The following is an 18,169-nucleotide window of genomic DNA, read 5'->3' as shown; positions in this document are numbered from 1 at the left end:
GGGCGCTGGGTGTGGCGCTGGAAGGACTGGATCGACCGAAAATTCATGAGACGATTTGAATTCTAGATGATGAACGTGTGCGGCCTGCGGCGGCCTCAAGCCGCGGGATCGCTCAACAGGGCTGCAGATTTCGCGCGGTCATAGTCTGTCGGCGTGTCGAGGTCCCATAGCTGGTCCGTTTCGAACGCGCTCAAATTTTGCTCGCGGAGTCGATCGCGCGTCAGCCGCATCACATCTCCGGTCCCCCACGGAATGCCCTCAAATAGCCGCCAAACCGGTCTTCTCAATCCGATCAGCGCATAGCCGCCGTCTTCGGCGGGAATGAACGCCGCATCCGCGCCGCCGACCAGCGCCGCGGAGCACCGCATGAGGTGATCGGCAGACAGAATTGGGCAGTCCGTTCCGATCAGCAGCACCGGAGACCGCGGGGTCAGCAACTCGAAGGCGCCGAACATGCGCTCGCCAAGATCGTCACCGACCTGGATATGGCAAGCGATACCATGCTCCTGTCTGGCCGACCGAAAGATCGGGTGATTGCAATCAGGGGCGCACCAGAGTGTTTTTGGCCGAAGCGGCGATGCGAGCGCGGTCCGTATTGTGCGCTGGATCAGGTATGCCTGAAGCTCCGCGGCGCCCTCGGGCCCGAGGCTTGGGATAAGTCGTGTCTTTGCGTATCCAGCGATGGGCGCCTTGGCAAATATGGCGAGCTGGACGGCATTAGCCGTGCTTTCGGGCATGTCTGTATCTTTCGGCAAGACGTGACGGATCGGCGTTCAGGAAAAACGCCGCGCGGAGTCGCCACATCAACAGGATCGTTCTAAGCGCTCCGTTCTCTTCCCAACGGCGTGCAGACGTCGTCACCCGCGCACGAAGACACGCAGGGCGCGACAGACGCTTCAATGATCTGGAAAGCGCGATGTCTTCCATCAGCGCGATCTCGGGAAATCCTCCGACCTGCTCGAAGGCCCCTCGTTGCACGAACATCCCTTGGTCCCCCGTCGCGATACCGGTTAAACGGGATCTCCCGTTCATCATGAAGGCGACCACGCGAAGAATGCGGAGCGGGGAGTCAAACCGGACATCAAAGCGTCCCCATATCCGTTTGCCTTCGTTCAGCGCTACGGAGATTTGCGCCAGGGCTTGTTCGGGCAGGGCGGTGTCCGAATGCAGGAACAGGAAATGTTCGCCTTGGGCCCGCCGGGCTCCCGCGTTCATCTGGCTGGCTCGGCCGACAGGCGCGCCGAGCACCAGGTCGGCAAGCGGTTGCGCCAAGGCAACGGTGGCGTCCGTGCTTCCGCCATCCACCACAATCACCTCGACGCCCCGTCGTCGAAGCGGCTGCAGCGCAGCCAGGCTCTTACCGATGGTTTCCTGCTCGTTTAAAACCGGAATGATGATGGATAGCATTGCAATCATGTCCGGCGGGTTGGTCTCAGTTTGGGGTATCTTTAGCCCCGCGCAAGTGCGGAGCAAAAGCCGTCACTCGTTGAAATTGAGTCATCCGATACGCCGACGACACTTTTCCGTGACCGGGAACGCCGATGACTTCCGTGAGGTCCAACCCGCCGATTTGTTCGATTCGCGAAACTTTTAGCCTTTAGAATTATTCTAAAATAAGCTAATGACAGCTGTCTTAACTGCCCGTCAAGCGGTCCCCACACCCGGGGTCTTCGCTAGGGCCGCGAGCGAATCGGGAGCGGCAAAATCATAGCGTGGCCTGAGAATCGACACCAAGCGCCCGCGCTTTCATCCGAGTTTGCAAGATAACAACATGCTATTTGCCGCGCTTGAGGGCTGCCGCTCATCAGCGATGTGCGAGAGCGTTTTTCAAGCTCAGTCGAGTGTGTATGGCCAGTGTCAGTTTTTCGCCGCAAGCGGACACGATCGGCCATCGAGCGGTCAAAGTTCCGGTGCGAATACGAACCGCCGGCAAGAGTTGAAGAGGTCTTCATGCTTCGGACAATGCCTGACGCGGACGTTGGCGAGAACCTGTACGCGCGGTACGTCAATCCGCAATGGGTCAGGCTGCTCGACGCCTTGCAGATGAATGTGACTTATACGCGCTGCAGTGGGGCCGAGCTTCATACCTCAGATGGCCGAACCATTACCGACTTCAATTCCGGATACTGCGTTCATAACATCGGGCACAATCATCCGCGTGTTATTGCGGCGCTGAAGGATGAGCTTGATAAAAAAGGGCCTGCGATGCTGCAGAGCCATGTGCCGGAGTTGGCGGGACAGCTCGCTGAAAGGCTTTGCAGGCTGGCGGGAGGTCGTCTCGCCAAAGTATTCTTTGGCAGTTCCGGGAGTGAGGGTGTGGAGGCTGCAATCAAATTCGCTCGTGCCCATACCGGACGTTCTGGAATCTTGGGCGCATCGGGCGGGTTTCACGGGCTTACCTGCGGCGCACTCTCTCTCATGACCAACGATTTCTGGAGGAAGGGATTTGGCCTGTTGCTGCCGGACACCGAATTCGTTTCTTATGGCAATCTACACGATCTTGAACTCAAGCTCGCTAGTAGGTCCTTTGCCGCATTTATCCTGGAGCCTGTCCAAAGCGAGGCCGGCGTAATCGTGCCCTCTGGCGATTATCTCAAAAAGGTGCAGGAGTTGTGTCGAAAGCATAAAACGCTACTGGTCATGGACGAAGTCCAGACTGGCTTCTACAGGACCGGTTCCTTTGTTGCTTCCCATCAGTTTGGTGTCGATCCCGATATGGTGGTGCTGGCAAAGGCGATCAGCGGTGGCCTGGTTCCATGCAGTGCGGTGCTGATGTCAGATGACATCTATAAGTCGGTTTACAGCACGATAAAGCGTTCTCTCATCCATACATCGACGTTTAGCGAAAACGGCCTCGCAATGCGGGCCGGCCTGGCGACGCTTGATATTCTTGAGGACGAACAACTTGGGAAGCGCGCGACGATAAAGGGCGAACAGCTCCGAAAAAATCTCCTAGAGCGTTTGACCAAATATGAAATGTTCAGTGAGGTCCGGGGCATCGGCATGCTCAATGCCGTACAGCTCAGGGCGCCAAGGTCATTGAAGCTCCGTCTTGGCTTCGAAACGCTTTCGAAAATCCATCCGGCGCTGTTTGGCCAGGTTCTTGTTATGCACCTGTTCCGCGATCATGGAATTTTGAGTCAGGTCTGTGGCAACAATTTCATGGTCTTGAAGGTCTCTCCACCCCTTACGATCGACGATACCCAATTGGAGCGGTTCGTTTCGGCTCTCGATCAAACATTGGAGTCGGTTCACAATTCTAGCAGCTTCTGGGTTGAGCCTATCAAGATCGGCCAACGCCTCTTTCGGTCGATGTAGTCCATTCCATCAAGGTTCATGCGAGTACAGCTAACTAGGTTTTTGGAAAGAATACGAAGTGGGAAAAATTGAAAGCGGTTTTGGAAAAGCGATTGAGGGAACGGGAACAGCGGCTCAAGAACAAGGGACGGGGTTTGTGAGGATAGCCAGCGTGGCGAGCGCAGTGCCTGAGTACCGGTTTCCCCAGGAAGTGATCACAGCGGCTTTCAAGGGTTATTGGAATACCAAACTGCAAGAGCCAGAAAAACTCGATTGGCTTCATTCGCGTGTCGGGGTGGACTTCCGTCATCTGGCATTTCCGTTAGACAGGTACCCGCAATTTTCCACCTGGGGTGAGGCTAACGCCGCGTGGCTGGAGGCGGCAGAAGAGTTGGGGGAGCGTGCAATTGACTTAGCACTCGATCGTGCGGGGATGTCGCGGCAAGACTTGAACGCGCTCATTGTGGTGTCGATAACGGGTATCGCGAGTCCCTCCTTGGATGCGCGCCTGATCAATCGAATGACGCTGCGACCGGATATCAAACGCACACCAATTTTTGGTATCGGATGCGCGGGTGGCGCAATTGGGCTGACACGGGCTGCTGATTATGCTCTTGCTTATCCGGATCACACGGCGGCGATTTTGTGCGTTGAAATATGCTCGCTGACGATGCAGCCGGAGGATTTTTCAACGGCAAATTTGATTGCATCGGGGCTCTTTGGCGATGGCGCCGCGGCAGTCATTGTCAGAGGCTCGAGAACGGCTCACCGAAGTTCGAATGGTTCCTCCCAATCTTCACGTCATGGTCCGCAAATCCTCGGTACCGGTTCGGTGTTCTACCCTGACACCGAAGAAATCATGGGTTGGGACATTTCCGAAACCGGTTTCAAAATTGTGCTCTCGCCACAGTTGCCCGATCTGATCAAGGGAAGGCTTGCTGGAGATATCGACGCGTTCTTGGGCAAGTATCAGCTTCGTCGTGCGGACATTGGCAATTGGGTGATCCACACGGGCGGCCCTAAAGTATTGGACTCAATTCAAAGTACGCTGGAACTAAAGGACAGCGATCTGGATAGATCGTGGGATTGCCTGCGCCAGTTCGGTAACCTCTCGTCCGCCTCGGTTTTGCTCGTGCTTGAGGAGGTTTTGATGAACGATACCCCTCCGCAAGGAACTTATGGTGTTCTGATGGCCATGGGTCCGGGATTTTGTCTCGAAATGATCCTGTTAAAATGGTGATTTCCCCCCTCGCACCATCTGAGACTGATGTGTTCGTTATTGGTGGGGGACCGGCCGGACTCGCTGCTGCCTTGGCTGCACGTCAAATTGGTCTTGATGTCATACTTGCCGATCGTGCCCAGCCGCCAATCGATAAGGCTTGCGGCGAAGGTCTTATGCCCGACGCGCTTGATGCGTTGCGTCGGATTGGTGTGAATCTGGGAAGCGGAAATGGGGTCTGCTTCCGTGGCATCCGATTTTTGGACGAGAAGCTGGAGGCTGAAGCGACGTTTTCGAACCACAGCTTCGGGTTGGGAATACGCCGAACTGAGCTTCATCGAATTCTGGTAGAACGCGCAAAGGACGTTGGCGTCGTAGCATTGTGGGGAAAGAAGATAGAAGGGATTGATACCGCCGGGGTCGTCGTCGATGGCCGAACGGTTCGCTGTCGATGGATCGTGGGCGCTGACGGGTTTCATTCCAACGTGCGCCGTTGGGCCGGTCTGGCGCCGAATTGGAATGCCGCGCGCCGGATCGGGTTGCGCCAGCACTTTCGGGTGCGTCCGTGGACTGATTTTGTAGAAGTGTATTGGCGTAAGGATTGTCAGGCATATGTGACGCCCGTTGGGGTGGATGAAGTTTGTGTCGCGACGATCGGCAGGGAAGATATCAGGGGTTCGGATTTGGTTGATATGTTTCCGGTACTCGCGAGCCATCTCGGTGGCGCAGAGCTGATCGGCCCAACCCGCGGCGCAATCTCGAAGTCCACTAGGCTGCCTATTGTTGTTGCTGGACGCATCGCCCTGGTGGGCGATGCGTCCGGTTCAGTCGATGCTGTCACTGGGGAAGGGCTCGCCTTGGCGTTTCGGCAGGCCAATTCACTCGCGGCGGCGCTCGCTGCGGGAGATCTCAGGAGATACGACGCAAGTCATCGCCGTATGGGGCGGATGCCGAGGCTAATGGCGCGAACTCTGTTGCTTTTCGACGGCAATGATAGACTGCGCCGAATGGCGTTTCGTAACTTGGCGGCGCATCCTCGCATCTTCTCGCGTTTACTGGACGTGCACGTCGGGGCACTTCGCCGCTCAGCATTGACGGCCATCGCCCAACCATTACCGCGTGCAGATATAGAACAAGAGGCCCGTCACCTGCCGCAAAATGGAATATTCTAGAAATCTTTGAGAAAATTTGGTGTTAAAGGGACTTGGTGCATTTTTGCTTAGGACGCTTCTGCTCGGCGCGCTGTCGGTAAGCGCGCAAGCGGGCGAAAATCCGTCTCTGAAATCTGAGCTTTTACGCCTCGCGCACGATTGGGAACATGTGAAACTGCAGGTCATTGACCGCGATGACCAGGAAAGGCAAATGGCAGACTTGGCGCAACGCGCGGGAAAAATCGCGGAGCAATACGAAAATATCCCTGACCCGATTGTTTGGGTTGGGATCATCACCAGTGAGCAAGCGTCCTTGGCAAACGAGAATGGCAGCCCGCTGAAAGCTTTGGAGTTGGCAAAGCGGGCGCGCGATATTTTGGAGATGGTTGAAAAGACCGAACCCGCGACCATGGATGCGGCTGCGCCGACGACTCTTGGTCTTCTATATGACGGAGTACCCCGATTCCCGATAGGCTTCGGTGACAAGGTCAAGGCGCGCTACTACCACCAGGAAGCAGTCAAGTATGCACCGAACGGACTGGATGCGAACTATTTCTACGGAGAGTTTCTCTATCGTCAGGGCGAACTGGCGGAAGCGATCAAGGTTCTCGAACATGCCCTAACAGTCCCAGGGCTTTTAAATCGGCCAATTTGGGATAAGTCGCGGCGCGCCGAAATTAGGAAGATGTTGTCGCAACCGCAAAAGGGCGTTCGCACACCGGCGCAATGAGCCAGCGGCGGCCAACCAGTGAAGTCGCCTAGTCGAGCTAACGCGCAGCATTTCGACGAAGCCAAAGATGGAGTCAGTCGCTTCTTGATAAGGTTTGGCGCAAACCTTATCGGTTGGCGACTGACCAGTTCTGGCGCAAAGCCGCCGCCGTTCGCAGGCGCACGTCCCATTTGTTGGTAGCGGTGTTGGTATTGCCGCGAAGACCCGTGTTAGAACATAGGCGAGTTCAGATACTTGTAGGTATTGTGCGGCGCCTGTCCTCGGCATGTCGCGTGCCGTCCCTTATTGAACGGGGCAATGAAGGAGCGACCACCAGATAGATCTGAGGCTTGCATCGCGATTGAACAGGCCGTGGGAGCTCGTGTTATTTTGACCCACTCAAGGGCCGCGCTGACCCGAGTTATGCTCTGACATGCACGCTCGATGAAGCGGCGTGCGGTTTCGGTCGCCGGTAAGTATCGACTTTTACTCCACTCATGCGTATTGTTGCACCCGAAACGGCCAAAAATGCCGTTTCGGGGCGTAAGAACCCCTTCGGTTAGGCGGCCTAAGTGCGCCGTCAAAGCACTCCTCGACCCATATGGTCGGGGAGGTCTGTGCGTATGTCCAAGGCGAAAGCCCAAAGGCGCAGGCGGCTCTCCTAACCGAGGCTTCTTAACTCCCCGATCACCAGGGCGGGGAGGGGTTCTGTGCTTCAGCTAAATTTGGCTGTTCGGTCAGTTGCAATCCTAGCTATTATAGCAGGTTCTGCAATCGATTTGGGCGCAGCCGTTGCTGGTCCGATACTTTCGTACAAATCCGATTGGATGGAAGTGAAAGCGGACCGATGGCTCGATTTACGAAATAGACAGAAAATCCATTTTTCACTTTAGCAATGGAACTTCAGAAATTATCGTTTTTGCTGTTCACGGTGGTCCTTATGATCCTCGTAATGTTAAGCGCCTTTGGTTCGATTGCCATGGACACTTCCAAGATCATACCGCTGGCGCATCGCCTACGGAATACGCGCCGCCGGGTTCCATGGCAGCGCAATTCTCGGCTATAGCCTGCTCGCGAACAAACGACCAAAGTTCTACGGTCGGTCAGATGTCTAGGGCGCCCGGATCGACGATTGTTGCCCGATGTGTGACCGTCGGTGTGATTAGTGCGCCGCGGAGATCGGCAGATGGGTCGCGTTCAGCTCGTCCGGTGGCGATCGCGTACCTGAAAACAGCGCCGACGGTACTGCGAACCCGCGTTGCCGTCTCATGCCGTCCCCGCTTTTCGATCTTGCGCAACGCATCGAGTATCTCTGGAGCCTTGATCTCGGCGATTGGCCGATTGCCGAACTCTGCGATGCCGAAGTCGAGCAACCATTGTTTTTTCTTCAACGTTGCTGGCGCATCTTTCTCGGCTACGAATTTGACCATCAACTCATCGGCGACTGCCTTGAACGTATTTCTCCGGGACATTTGGGCGGTACGACGCTCGCTCTTGCGCTCGATCGATGGGTCGATACCATCGGACAGCAACTTCTTTGCAGCATCGCGCTTGATGCGCGCATCGGTCAGCGAGGTCACCGGATAATGGCCGAGCGCAAGAAGCTTTTGCTTTCCATCGTATCGATAGGCGAGGCGCCAGAGGTTCGTGGCGTTGGGCTGAACGAGAAGAAACAGTCCGCCACCGTCAGATAGTTTGAAAGGCTTTTCGCGCGGCTTGGCAGAGCGGAAGGTGACATCATTGCGTGCGGGCATGGGTGCGGTTCCGGGGTGGAATCGCGATACCAACAGCCTCGCGATATACCAACAAGGATACCAACAAAATGGTCAGAAGTCAGCGGAAAGACGTGGAGGGTGGCGGATGAAGAAATGGCCTGTTAGCAGGCCTTAACGGGGCCTTCGTGGACGGAGGCGGACTGCTGCGGAAAAGCTTCTGGTGCCCCTGGCCGGAATCGAACCAGCACTCCTTGCGGAACTCGATTTTGAGTCGAGCGCGTCTACCAATTCCGCCACAGGGGCCTTCGGACGCCCGCCCAAAGGCTGGCGTCGCAAAGCCGGCGGAATATAGCGGGCGGCGACTGCCGGTCAACCCGCCAACCGCCGGTTTGAACCGAAGCAGCGGCGTGTGGCTTCGAACCCTTCCGGGGGTCGCCGACATCGGCAGGCAACCGGCGCCGAACCGGTGGTTTTTACCGCGTCATCGCCTGGCAAAACACATCGCTGTGAACGGGCATGCCTCGACAGCGCTGCCCGCACGGGATAGGAGGCTTGCACACCGGGAGACGAACGTGACGATTGATGCCACCGCCAACACCTCGTCTGCGCGCAATGACGCTCATCCGGCGCTGATCGCGGCGCTGGCGATCACCGCCATCGCGGCGGCGACGCTGGCGGGAGCCTGGTTCTTCCAGCTGGTGCTGGATATCCGCCCCTGTCCGCTCTGCCTCGAGCAGCGCTATGCCTATTATCTGGTGGTTCCGCTCGGCGCGTTGACGGCGCTGCTGGCGGGCAGGGATGCCCCGCGTGGAGTGCTGCTGGCCGGGCTCGCGATTCTTTGGGTTGCCGCGCTCGGCAATGCCGTGCTCGGCACCTATCATGCCGGCGTCGAGTGGCAGTTCTGGCAGGGGCCGACCGATTGCACCGGCCCGATCGGCAATCTCGGCAGCGCCGGCAGCCTGCTGGAGCGTCTCGACACCGTCAAGGTGATCCGTTGCGACGAGGTGCAGTGGCGCTTCCTCGGCCTGTCGCTGGCGGGCTACAATGTGCTGATTTCGCTTCTGATGGCCGCCATCGCGGTGTGGGGTATCGTCAAGCTGCGACGGTCTTGAGCCGCCCTTCGAACAGATCGCGTCCCTGCACCAAGGAGCGGATCTTGCCGTCGGCGATGGTCCGGCTGAGCATCCAGAACCCACAGTCCGGGTGAACATACCTGATGCGGCCCGCGCCCATCGCCTGCTCCGCCAGTTCGATGGAACGCGCTACATCCTCCGGTCGTTCGATCTCGGTCCGCTTGACGTCGATGACGCCGAGACCCATGCCGATCTCGGGCCGCAAATCCCTGAAAACCGACAATTCACCTGCCGGGCGATGCGCATTCTCCATGACGATGTGATCGACGTGAAGGCTGTTGAGATAGGCAATCAGCTTGCCCCAGCTGCCCTTCTGGACCGACTGTCCCCCGTAATTGCCAAAGCAGAGATGCACGGCCGCCTTGCCCTGAACGGCGTCGAGCACTCTGTTGATGGCCGCGGCGGCCCACTCCCATTCCTCGGGATGACCGGGGAGATTGGCTTCGTCGAGTTGCACGACCTCGGCATCAATATGTCGAACCTGTTGCGCCAGCACATCTGCAATCGCCATGCAAAGGGAAGGGGTGTCCTTGTAGTGCTTGTTGAGGACGGTTTTGGCGAGCATATGCGGACCGGTGACGGTGAATTTGAGCGGTCGGCTCGCGACGCCCTTGGCGCGCGCGCAGGCATCCGGAAGATTGAGCGTGCCGCTGCCGAGCGGGGCGTCGACGACGGCGGGCGGCCGCGTTCGGAAACGCATGCCCGGTTGCGCACGGTAGTCCAATAACTCGTCAAACCCGATCTCCGTGCGAACGCCGGCCATCGGCTTGACGAAGTATTCGATCATTCCATTGGTCTCGGGATGATTGATATCGAATCGATAGAGTTCACCGTCGCAGACGAGATCAATGCCTGCATGCTCCTGGGTGGCGATGACCACGCGGGTGGCGTCAAGCAGCGCCTGTTCCGATGGCGCCGCCACCAGCCAGCTGGGGATTGGATACGACCCGACGGTTGTGGTCTGGATATGCTTTCCGGCTGTCATTGTTTTTATCTCCGGCTCATTTCGGCAAGTATTGAAGGGTATAGAAGTCCTGCGGCCGGCTCGCGGCGGATTTGTTCACGCCGGCATACTCGACGAGCATCGTTACCGAATTTGCAAAATTGGCCGGGCTGACCCTGAACGCCGGCTGATCCCTGGTGTCATCGGTGTGATACAGCGGCAGCGTCAGCTTCAGACCGTCGATCAACAACTGTCGCTCGCCGGCCTTCGGATAGGCCTTGAGCAAGGCGTCCACGGCGGCTTCCGGCTCTTTTTCGGCGGCTTCGACCGCGCGGGTCGCGGCCTTCATGAAGCGACGTGCCATATCAGGATTGGTCGTCAGCATGTTTTGCGAAACGACAACACATGAACTTACCAGGTTCACCCCAAAATCCGAAAATGGGATGACCGTGACCGGTTTGCCGGTCGCTTTCGCGATGCGCAGGTTCTGATCCATGAGGTAACCAAGCATCAGGTCCGCGCGCCCATTGATCACGGCATTGAGCTTGGTCTGCGGGTCCCCGCTTACCACCGTGAGCTCATCTTCCTTCAGTCCCATCTTCTTCAACAGCAGCGGCCATACCAGCGAAAGCGAGTCACCGGGGGTGGTCGCGACGGTCTTGCCACGCATATCCGCCGGGACGCGGATATTTCGCTCGGTCAATCCGATCAGCGCCATCGGGCTTTTCTGCAGTAGAACGCCGGTTGTAATCACCGGGGCGCCCTGTGTGGCCGCCTTGATGACCGAGGCGACATCCGCATAGCCGAAGTCTGCGGTCCCGCCAGCGACCGCCTGGACGGTCGGAACCGAACCTCGGCCCTCCTGGATTTGCAGATCTATTCCCTCTTGCGAGAAATAGCCTCGCTCAAGGCCAAGGAAAAACGGCGCGTGCTCGCTGTAGACGTACCAATTGAGCAGGAAAATCGCCTTGGTCGGCGGCTTGTCTTGAGCGGTGGCGACCGATCCCAGAATCAGGATTGCGAGCAGTGATGCAACGAATCGATTCAACGTTCGCTCCCTGTAAAACAATTTTGCATGTCTTTTCGTGCATGCTGATTGATTGGCGAAATCGTGTCCCAAGACCGAGGGCAATACAAGGTCTGATTCGGGAGGCATGCTCCCTCGGGAGCCGGGCCTAGTCGTCCACGTCTTCCTGCGGGCGTCCGAACAGATGGACAATGCCGGGCGTTGCAATGGTGACGAACACGAAGCGCGAGAGGTGATGGGCGCCGACGAAGATCGGGTCGATATGCAGGGTCAGCGCCAGCGCCAGCATGGCGTCCATCGCCCCCGGTGCGAACGCGACGATGATGTCGGCGAGCCGCACCTGGGTGGTCACCGCGATCACCGCGACGAAAATTCCGGAAACAGCAATCGCGATCGCGAACGATCCCAGCGCCGCGTTGATATGGCCGAGCAGGACTTTTGTCTTCATTCGCGTGAAACGGCTTCCGATCAACGAGCCGATCCCGATCAGCGCCACGCCCCGTACCCAGGTCGGCAGGCCGCCCTCGATCCATCCGGTGCCATGCAGCACGCTGGAGGCAATCATCGCGCCGAACATCCAGCTTGCTGGAAATTTGACTAGCCGCAGCAACAACGCAACCGCCAGCGAGGCGGCGGCGAGCGCGAGCAGCCCAAGCGGCGTGGCGGACACGACCAAAAGCGCCGGCGACGACGCGGACGCAATCCCCGTCATTGCCAATATCAGCGGCAGCGCCGCGGTGAGGATGATCACGCGCAGGGTCTGCACCACCGCGATCGCCGGCAAGTCCGCGCCACGTTCGACGGCGAGAATCGTGATCTGCGACAGCGCGCCGGGGCTGCCGGCGAGGAATGCCGAGGTGCGATCCCAGCCATGGACGCGTTGCAGATAGAGGCTGGACCCCAGGGTTGAGCAGAAGGTCGCCAGCGCCAACAAGCCGATGGTCAGCGGATAGGCGCCGACATGCTGAATCAATTGCCTGGACACCACTGAGCCCAGCGAGATCCCGAGCAGGACCAGCAAGGCCTGGGTGATGTGCGGCGGGACGCTGAGCGGTCGTCCAGCCAGGGCGGCGGCGCCGACCGCGATCATGGACCCGGAAATCAGTCCTCCCGGAAGATTTGCCCACAAGAACAGCGTGCCGCCAGCGGCGCCGATGGCGAGCGTCTCAAGCACCTTGAGGGTCTCGGTGCGGCTGGGGATGGCATCGGCCAGCGATGCAAGAATCTGGCTCACGCCGCCTTATGGCAAATCCGCGAGCAGGGGACAAATGCGCCAATGCGATTGCAGCAATGCGCTTTGATGACAAAATAAATACGGCCCGCTTCGTGCGCACCCGTGCGAATCGGGAGGGAATCAGACCGGCGACATCGCCCATCCCCCTCCTCGCGGAGGGAGGATGGGTTACGATCGGCTAGATCACTTCTTTTCCGCCGCAGCCTTCTTGCATTCGGAACGGAATTTCTTGCGCTCCTTGCCGTGAAGCCCCTTGGCATCAGCCTCCTTGGAACATTCCAGCGAGGCCGCGGTGTGAACCACGGGCGCCTTGGTGTCTGATTTTGCGGCCGGTGCGGGGGTCTGCGCGAACACTGAGCCCATCAGCAGCAGGGACGCAAACGCGGTCGCGGCCGCGCGGGAGGATATCGTCATCATGGGAGCACCTCGGGTTGAAGAGGGGCGCAACGTCGCGCCGCGATGCTGAACCGTGGATGAATGAAGCCGGTCCCGCCGCAGTTTCGCGGAGCGATATTTTTGTGCAGCGGCGGATGGCCGTTGTCACGCATTGTCGCTACGCTAGGATGGGCGCCTCAAGACAGCCATGCCCCGAATAAGACAGCCATGCCCCCAAGGAGACCAAGGATGACCTTTAAAGCCAAATTATTGTGCGCAGTCGCGGTTTCGGGATTTGCCGCATTCGCGGCCACCGCGCCGGCGCAGGCCCTGACTGCGCAGGAATGCAGTGCAAAATACCAGGCCGCCAAGGCCGCGGGCACGCTCAACGGCCAGAAATGGAACGATTTCCGCAAGGCCGAATGCGGCGCCGACGCCGCCGCTGCGCCCGCCGCTGCACCGGCCGCGCCAGCGGCGCCCAAGGAAGCGGAAGCCAAGCCGAAAAAGCCGGAAGCAGCGCCTGCCGCGGCGCCGATGCCGAGCGGCCCTGCGATCTTCCCGATGGCGGTGGATCCGAAATACGCCAAGGAAAGCGCCGGTAAGGCCCGGATGAAAACCTGTGACGATCAATACAAAGCCAACAAGGCCACGAATGCCAATGGTGGCCTGAAATGGACCCAGAAGGGCGGCGGCTACTACAGCGAGTGCAACAAGAAGCTGAAGGGTTAAGCGCCGTTCGCTTCGATGGCAGGCCCGGGCTGACTTTGCCCGGGCCTGTTAGTCGGTAAGAGCTGTGCAAAGCTAAGGATGATTTGCCGGGTGCGAGTCGTCGATTTCACGAGGCCGGGTATGAGAAAAATTGGCTGGAAAATAGCGGCCGCGGTCGGGCTTATCGTATTTTTCCAAGCAGCTTCAGCGGCGCTGGACAGCCGTGCGGCGGTGGCGGCCGGCAATTCGGCCTATCAAAATGTGTCGCAGCCCGATGGCCCGGCAAACCACGCGCGCCCGGCAAGCGTCCTGCTCGCCCAGGCTGAAGCGCCCGCGGCATCCGCACCATCGGCGGCATCCGCGACGACACCGCCCGCGGATTCGGCGGGGCCGCATGACCAGTCGCCGGCAATCTCTTCGGCTCCGAGCCCGACGTCCAAAGCGGTTGTCATGAAAGCCGGACCGACGGTTGTGGGATGCGGCCTGAAATACCTGAGCGCTGAACTTGCCGGCAAGCTGAAGGGTCGCAAGTGGAAACAGTTTAGCCAGGAAGAATGCGGTCCAATCAGTACGCAGGCAGTGTTTCCTTCGACGATTGCGCCGAAGTACTCCGGCGAGAACCCGGACAAGGCGCGGACGCTGACGTGTGCGGATCAATTCAAAGCCAACAAGGCCACCAATGCCAATGACGGCCTGAAATGGATCGAAAAGAGCGGCGGCTACTACAGCGAGTGCGTCAGCCGCCTGAAGGGTTGAGCTTGCTTCGATTGGGCGCATTGTGATCGCGAGCCTCAGCCTCATCTTGCTGTGCCAGCTTGCCGGCGAAATTTTCGTACGCGGCCTCACGCTGCCGATGCCGGGCCCGGTGATCGGCCTCATGCTCCTGCTGGTGCTGCTGCTGGCGCGGGACCGCTTCCCGGTGCTGGCGCGCGGGCCGCTGCAGGGCGATGGCGTGGAAAATGCCAGCCGGGGCCTGCTTGCCAATCTCTCGCTACTCTTCGTTCCGGCCGGTGTCGGCGTCGTGCAGAAGCTCGATCTCGTCGCCGAGCACGGCATCGCCTTCCTGGGCGTGCTGGCGATCTCGGTGCTGGTGACCCTGTTGGTGACGGTGGTGACGTTTGTGGCTGCCAGCCGCCTGATGGCGCGCGGAGGGAACAGCCATGAATGACAATCCGTTCTCGCTGTGGGTCTATCTTTCACAGTCCCCGCTGCTCTGGCTAACGGCGACGTTGCTGGTTTACGCGATGGCCGACGCGGTATCGCTTGGCACCCGTCGGCATCCTCTGGCCAATCCAGTGCTGCATTCGATGTGGATCATCGGGGCCTTCCTGCTGCTCACGGGCACATCCTACACCACCTATTTCGGCGGCGCGCAGTTCGTGCACTTCCTGCTCGGACCAGCGACGGTGGCGCTGGCGGTGCCGCTCTACGAAAACCGCAAGGTGGTGGCGTCGGCGATCCTGCCGATGCTGGTGGCGCTCGCGGCAGGCTCGGTCACCGCGGTCGCTTCGGTGGTGCTGCTGGCGCAAGCCGCGGGCTTGCCGCGCGCGGTGGTGTTGTCGCTGGCGCCGAAATCGGTCACGGCGGGCGTCGCGATGGGCATCAGCGAATCCTTGCATGCCGATCCGTCGCTGACGGCGGTTGCGGTCATTCTTACCGGTATCATGGGCGCGATCACCGTCACGCCATTGATGAACCGGATGGGCATTACCGATTTCCGCGCGCGGGGGTTCGCGGTCGGCATCGCGGCCCACGGCATCGGCACCGCACGCGCGTTTCAGGTCGACGCGGTCGCAGGCGTGTTCGCCGGGATCGCCATGAGCCTCAACGCGCTCGTGACATCGCTGCTGGTGCCGCTGGCCGTGACGTTCTTGCTGCACTGAACTTCATTGCAATTTTGTGATACCGCCGCCATGGAGATTTGGGCGAATCCGCTCTACGGTCTCGCTGCAAGGGCAAGGTGGCTTTCTTGATAATCTCCACGATGCAAGGCGTGCTCGGACTGGCATCGGGAGCGCTGGTTGGATTTTCGCTGGGCCTGATCGGCGGCGGCGGATCGATCCTGGCGGTGCCGCTGATGGTCTATGTGGTCGGCGTCTCCGACCCCCATGTCGCGATCGGAACCAGCGCCATCGCGGTGGCGGTCAACGCGGCGATCAACCTGTCGAACCACGCGCTCGGCGGCACCGTGCGGTGGTGGTGCGCACTCACCTTCGCGGCGGCGGGAATTATCGGCGCGTTCATAGGCTCGATTTTCGGCAAAATGCTCGATGGCCAGAAACTGCTGGCGCTGTTCGCGCTCTTGATGCTGGTGATCGCGGTGTTGATGCTCAAGACGCGGTCGCGCGTCGGTCTGCCTGACGTGCGGATCAGCTGGGACAACATGCCCGCCATCGTCGGGCTCGGCCTTGCGACCGGGACGCTGTCGGGATTCTTCGGGATCGGCGGCGGTTTCCTGATCGTGCCGGCATTGATGCTGGCGACGGGAATGTCGATCATCAATGCGGTCTCCTCGTCGCTGGTCGCGGTCACGGCATTCGGTCTGACCACGGCGGCCAGCTACGCCTGGTCCGGATTGATCTCATGGGAGCTTGCGGGATTGTTCATCGCGGGCGGTCTCGTCGGCGGGTTGATCGGCACCCGCTCGGCGCGGCTTTTGTCGGCGCGCGGCGGCACGCTCAATATCGTGTTCGCCGCTGTCATTATCGCGGTGGCGCTCTATATGCTGGTGCGTAACCTATCCTTATCCTGATCGCAGGTGGTGCATAGCGCCAGGAACAGCCGGGAGACCAGACATGACCAAATCGATCGACCCGGCCGCGCCGCATCGGCAGCGCTCGCGGCGTGAAACGCTGGGCTTGCTTGGCGCGAGCGCGGCCATGCTCGGCATCGAGATCGCGCCTTATCCGGTGCTGGGCCAAAGCGACGACGTGCTGACGGAAGCGCTGGTGCTGCGCGATCCGGAAATCCCGGTGGCGGGGAATCCCGCCGGCGACATCACGATCGTTGAATATTTCGACTACCAGTGTCCGTATTGCCGCAAGCTCGAACCCGAGCTGCGCCAGGTGGTGCAGGATGACGGCAAGGTCAGGCTGGTTTTGAAGGATTGGCCGATCCTGGGACCGGTGTCGGTGACGGCAGCGCGGATGGCGCTGGCGAGCAAATATCAGGATAAATTCATTCAGGCCCACGATGCGCTGATCGGCGTCAACTCGAAGCTGACGGAGCCACGGATCCGCGAGCTGCTGGCGGGCGCCGGTATCGATCTCGGTCGGCTCGACCGCGACGTTGCCGTCAACGCGACGGCGATTGACGCGATTCTCGCGCGCAACAATGATCAGGCCACCGCGTTCGGCTTCAACGGCACACCGTCCTTTATTGTCGGCAAATTCCGCGTGCCGGGCGTGCTGACCATGGCCCAGTTCGGTCAGGCCATCGCGGATGCGCGAAAGGCGGCGGCGAAAAAGTAGTGCTGGCAACCGGGCAGCGTCCTCGCCGGTGAGGCGAAGGCGCTGGCTTGACGGCTATTTTTGCGATTACTTCGACGACAGCTTGATCCAGTCGTCATGGGCGCGCGTCGTCAGTGCGTGCCAGTCAGTGGCCGCGACGTCCCAGTTGACGATGGTGCGGCTGCTGGACGCGTTCTGGCCGTTGGCGACGGTCGAGGTCGACTGCGAATCATAGACATACACGCCGGCGACCAGGAGCAGCGCCCCCAAAATCATTCCCAGAAAAACGCGCATTGCATATCCTCCAGTGTTGACGGACAACGTTGTCTGGTCAGGATGGTTCCGTGCACAGGAAATCATCAGTCGCCGGTCATCACGAAACCTTGAAACAAAGATCCGTAGCGCATCCATGTAAGAGTGCACGTCAACGGTTTTAGGAGCAAACATGACCGACAAGACCAGCAGGGTCGCGATCGTGACCGGGGCCTCGCGCGGCATTGGTGCCGCGGTGGCGGAGCGGCTCGCCGGCGACGGCTTCACCGTCGTCATCAACTACTCGGCCAGCGCCGGGCCTGCCGAGGCGCTGGTCCGCGAGATCGAAGCCAAAGGCGGCCGGGCACTCGCCGCGAAGACTGACGTCAGCGACGCGGACGCGATGCGCGGGATGTTCGACACGGCCGAACGGGCGTTCGGCGGCGTCGATGTGCTCGTCAACAATGCCGGCATCATGAAGCTCGCGAAAATCGCCGACAGCGATGACGCGCTTTTCGATCAGCAGATCGCGGTCAACCTCAAAGGCAGCTTCAACGGGATGCGAGAAGCGGCCAGGCGCCTGCGCGACGGAGGTCGGATCGTCAATTTCTCGACCAGCGTGGTCGGGACCAAACTGGAGACCTACAGCGTCTATGCCGCGACCAAAGCCGCGGTGGAAACGATGACGGCGATTCTTTCGAAGGAATTGCGCGGTCGCAACATCACCGTCAATGCGGTGGCTCCGGGGCCGGTCACGACCGAGCTCTTCCTCAATGGCAAATCGCCTGAGCTGGTCGAGCGCATGGCGAAGATGAACCCGATGGAGCGCCTCGGCACGCCGGAGGATATCGCCTCCGTTGTTGCCTTCCTCGTCGGTCCCGACGGCGGATGGATCAACGGTCAGGTGTTGCGCGCCAATGGCGGCATGGTTTAGTGCCGGCATCAGCGGTTGCGATG

At 59.7% G+C, this 18,169-nt stretch carries 20 protein-coding genes and 1 tRNA gene; 12 read left to right on the top strand and 9 right to left on the bottom strand.

Annotated elements, in window-relative coordinates:
• Positions 1-95: 95 nt before the first annotated feature.
• Positions 96-737, bottom strand: a complete 642-nt coding sequence (locus tag E8A46_RS09565) for a TIGR04282 family arsenosugar biosynthesis glycosyltransferase (protein ID WP_291559807.1) — start codon at positions 735-737, stop codon at positions 96-98.
• The gene (locus E8A46_RS09560; RefSeq protein ID WP_291559804.1) at positions 718-1,407 is read right to left on the bottom strand and encodes a TIGR04283 family arsenosugar biosynthesis glycosyltransferase; all 690 of its coding nucleotides are present in this window, start codon (positions 1,405-1,407) and stop codon (positions 718-720) included. Before E8A46_RS09560 ends, E8A46_RS09565 begins: the two co-directional genes overlap by 20 nt.
• 543 nt (positions 1,408-1,950) lie before the next feature.
• On the opposite strand from E8A46_RS09560, the gene E8A46_RS09555 reads away from it, so the two are divergent.
• Genes E8A46_RS09555 through E8A46_RS09540 form a run of 4 tightly spaced genes read left to right on the top strand, consistent with a single transcriptional unit; the run spans position 1,951 to position 6,397 of the window.
• The gene (locus E8A46_RS09555; RefSeq protein ID WP_291559801.1) at positions 1,951-3,318 is read left to right on the top strand and encodes an aspartate aminotransferase family protein; all 1,368 of its coding nucleotides are present in this window, start codon (positions 1,951-1,953) and stop codon (positions 3,316-3,318) included.
• A gap of 58 nt (positions 3,319-3,376) precedes the next feature.
• Positions 3,377-4,537, top strand: a complete 1,161-nt coding sequence (locus E8A46_RS09550; RefSeq protein WP_291559798.1) for a 3-oxoacyl-[acyl-carrier-protein] synthase III C-terminal domain-containing protein — start codon at positions 3,377-3,379, stop codon at positions 4,535-4,537.
• Positions 4,538-4,566: 29 nt separating this feature from the next.
• Positions 4,567-5,688, top strand: coding sequence for an FAD-dependent monooxygenase (locus E8A46_RS09545; protein ID WP_291559795.1), 1,122 nt, complete (start codon positions 4,567-4,569; stop codon positions 5,686-5,688).
• Positions 5,689-5,707: 19 nt separating this feature from the next.
• Positions 5,708-6,397: a tetratricopeptide repeat protein gene (locus E8A46_RS09540; RefSeq protein WP_291559794.1), complete on the top strand. Its 690-nt coding sequence runs from the start codon at positions 5,708-5,710 to the stop codon at positions 6,395-6,397.
• Between the two features lie 1,082 nt (positions 6,398-7,479).
• On the opposite strand, the gene E8A46_RS09535 is transcribed toward E8A46_RS09540, so the two are convergent.
• Positions 7,480-8,130, bottom strand: a complete 651-nt coding sequence (locus tag E8A46_RS09535) for an integrase arm-type DNA-binding domain-containing protein (RefSeq protein ID WP_291559791.1) — start codon at positions 8,128-8,130, stop codon at positions 7,480-7,482.
• A gap of 179 nt (positions 8,131-8,309) precedes the next feature.
• Positions 8,310-8,394: transfer RNA gene (locus E8A46_RS09530), tRNA-Leu, on the bottom strand.
• Between the two features lie 275 nt (positions 8,395-8,669).
• Here E8A46_RS09530 and E8A46_RS09525 point away from each other — a divergent pair.
• Positions 8,670-9,203: a disulfide bond formation protein B gene (locus tag E8A46_RS09525; RefSeq protein WP_291559822.1), complete on the top strand. Its 534-nt coding sequence runs from the start codon at positions 8,670-8,672 to the stop codon at positions 9,201-9,203.
• On the opposite strand, the gene E8A46_RS09520 is transcribed toward E8A46_RS09525, so the two are convergent.
• The 4 genes from E8A46_RS09520 to E8A46_RS09505 all read right to left on the bottom strand — a co-directional run bounded on the left by E8A46_RS09520 (position 9,184) and on the right by E8A46_RS09505 (position 12,842).
• The gene (locus tag E8A46_RS09520) at positions 9,184-10,209 is read right to left on the bottom strand and encodes a cobalamin-independent methionine synthase II family protein (protein ID WP_291559789.1); all 1,026 of its coding nucleotides are present in this window, start codon (positions 10,207-10,209) and stop codon (positions 9,184-9,186) included. The genes E8A46_RS09525 and E8A46_RS09520 overlap by 20 nt on opposite strands.
• A gap of 16 nt (positions 10,210-10,225) precedes the next feature.
• Positions 10,226-11,401 (bottom strand): ABC transporter substrate-binding protein, encoded by a 1,176-nt coding sequence (locus E8A46_RS09515; RefSeq protein ID WP_291559787.1) that lies wholly within the window; start codon positions 11,399-11,401, stop codon positions 10,226-10,228.
• The gene (locus E8A46_RS09510) at positions 11,343-12,428 is read right to left on the bottom strand and encodes an AbrB family transcriptional regulator (protein WP_291559783.1); all 1,086 of its coding nucleotides are present in this window, start codon (positions 12,426-12,428) and stop codon (positions 11,343-11,345) included. Before E8A46_RS09510 ends, E8A46_RS09515 begins: the two co-directional genes overlap by 59 nt.
• A 183-nt stretch (positions 12,429-12,611) precedes the next feature.
• Positions 12,612-12,842, bottom strand: a complete 231-nt coding sequence (locus E8A46_RS09505) for a PsiF family protein (RefSeq protein WP_291559820.1) — start codon at positions 12,840-12,842, stop codon at positions 12,612-12,614.
• 210 nt (positions 12,843-13,052) lie between these two features.
• On the opposite strand from E8A46_RS09505, the gene E8A46_RS09500 reads away from it, so the two are divergent.
• From E8A46_RS09500 to E8A46_RS09475, 6 genes are all read left to right on the top strand, one after another.
• Positions 13,053-13,532 carry a hypothetical protein gene (locus E8A46_RS09500; protein WP_291559781.1) on the top strand — a complete coding sequence of 160 codons (480 nt, stop codon included), beginning with the start codon at positions 13,053-13,055 and terminating at the stop codon, positions 13,530-13,532.
• A gap of 90 nt (positions 13,533-13,622) precedes the next feature.
• A complete protein-coding gene (locus E8A46_RS09495) occupies positions 13,623-14,267 on the top strand; it encodes a hypothetical protein (protein ID WP_291559779.1) in 645 nt (214 codons plus the stop codon).
• 22 nt (positions 14,268-14,289) lie between these two features.
• Entirely contained in the window at positions 14,290-14,679 is a 390-nt protein-coding gene (locus tag E8A46_RS09490; protein WP_291559777.1) for a CidA/LrgA family protein, read from the top strand.
• On the top strand, positions 14,672-15,394 hold the full coding sequence (locus E8A46_RS09485) for an LrgB family protein (protein WP_291559774.1): 723 nt from the start codon (positions 14,672-14,674) through the stop codon (positions 15,392-15,394). The genes E8A46_RS09490 and E8A46_RS09485 overlap by 8 nt, the downstream gene beginning before the upstream one ends.
• An 89-nt stretch (positions 15,395-15,483) precedes the next feature.
• On the top strand, positions 15,484-16,263 hold the full coding sequence (locus tag E8A46_RS09480; RefSeq protein ID WP_291559818.1) for a sulfite exporter TauE/SafE family protein: 780 nt from the start codon (positions 15,484-15,486) through the stop codon (positions 16,261-16,263).
• A gap of 127 nt (positions 16,264-16,390) precedes the next feature.
• Positions 16,391-16,981 (top strand): DsbA family protein, encoded by a 591-nt coding sequence (locus tag E8A46_RS09475; RefSeq protein WP_291559815.1) that lies wholly within the window; start codon positions 16,391-16,393, stop codon positions 16,979-16,981.
• 66 nt (positions 16,982-17,047) lie between these two features.
• On the opposite strand, the gene E8A46_RS09470 is transcribed toward E8A46_RS09475, so the two are convergent.
• Entirely contained in the window at positions 17,048-17,254 is a 207-nt protein-coding gene (locus E8A46_RS09470; RefSeq protein WP_291559773.1) for a hypothetical protein, read from the bottom strand.
• Positions 17,255-17,405: 151 nt separating this feature from the next.
• On the opposite strand from E8A46_RS09470, the gene E8A46_RS09465 reads away from it, so the two are divergent.
• Positions 17,406-18,146, top strand: a complete 741-nt coding sequence (locus E8A46_RS09465) for an SDR family oxidoreductase (RefSeq protein ID WP_291559771.1) — start codon at positions 17,406-17,408, stop codon at positions 18,144-18,146.
• The last annotated feature ends 23 nt before the right edge of the window (positions 18,147-18,169 follow it).

This window comes from Bradyrhizobium sp., assembly GCF_004799445.1.
Lineage (GTDB): Bacteria > Pseudomonadota > Alphaproteobacteria > Rhizobiales > Xanthobacteraceae > Bradyrhizobium.
Note: the sequence above shows the minus strand (reverse complement) of the source record. Positions and strands in the feature narration are given on the sequence as shown.

Bases quoted from the DNA above. Each gene is read 5' to 3' on its own strand.
- E8A46_RS09465 (WP_291559771.1), top strand. From the start codon at position 17,406: ATGACCGACAAGACCAGCAGGGTCGCGATCGTGACCGGGGCCTCGCGC.
- E8A46_RS09485 (WP_291559774.1), top strand. From the start codon at position 14,672: ATGAATGACAATCCGTTCTCGCTGTGGGTCTATCTTTCACAGTCCCCG.
- E8A46_RS09555 (WP_291559801.1), top strand. From the start codon at position 1,951: ATGCTTCGGACAATGCCTGACGCGGACGTTGGCGAGAACCTGTACGCG.
- E8A46_RS09500 (WP_291559781.1), top strand. From the start codon at position 13,053: ATGACCTTTAAAGCCAAATTATTGTGCGCAGTCGCGGTTTCGGGATTT.
- E8A46_RS09535 (WP_291559791.1), bottom strand. From the start codon at position 8,130: ATGCCCGCACGCAATGATGTCACCTTCCGCTCTGCCAAGCCGCGCGAA.
- E8A46_RS09560 (WP_291559804.1), bottom strand. From the start codon at position 1,407: ATGCTATCCATCATCATTCCGGTTTTAAACGAGCAGGAAACCATCGGT.
- E8A46_RS09505 (WP_291559820.1), bottom strand. From the start codon at position 12,842: ATGACGATATCCTCCCGCGCGGCCGCGACCGCGTTTGCGTCCCTGCTG.
- E8A46_RS09520 (WP_291559789.1), bottom strand. From the start codon at position 10,209: ATGACAGCCGGAAAGCATATCCAGACCACAACCGTCGGGTCGTATCCA.
- E8A46_RS09470 (WP_291559773.1), bottom strand. From the start codon at position 17,254: ATGCGCGTTTTTCTGGGAATGATTTTGGGGGCGCTGCTCCTGGTCGCC.
- E8A46_RS09475 (WP_291559815.1), top strand. From the start codon at position 16,391: ATGCTCGGCATCGAGATCGCGCCTTATCCGGTGCTGGGCCAAAGCGAC.
- E8A46_RS09565 (WP_291559807.1), bottom strand. From the start codon at position 737: ATGCCCGAAAGCACGGCTAATGCCGTCCAGCTCGCCATATTTGCCAAG.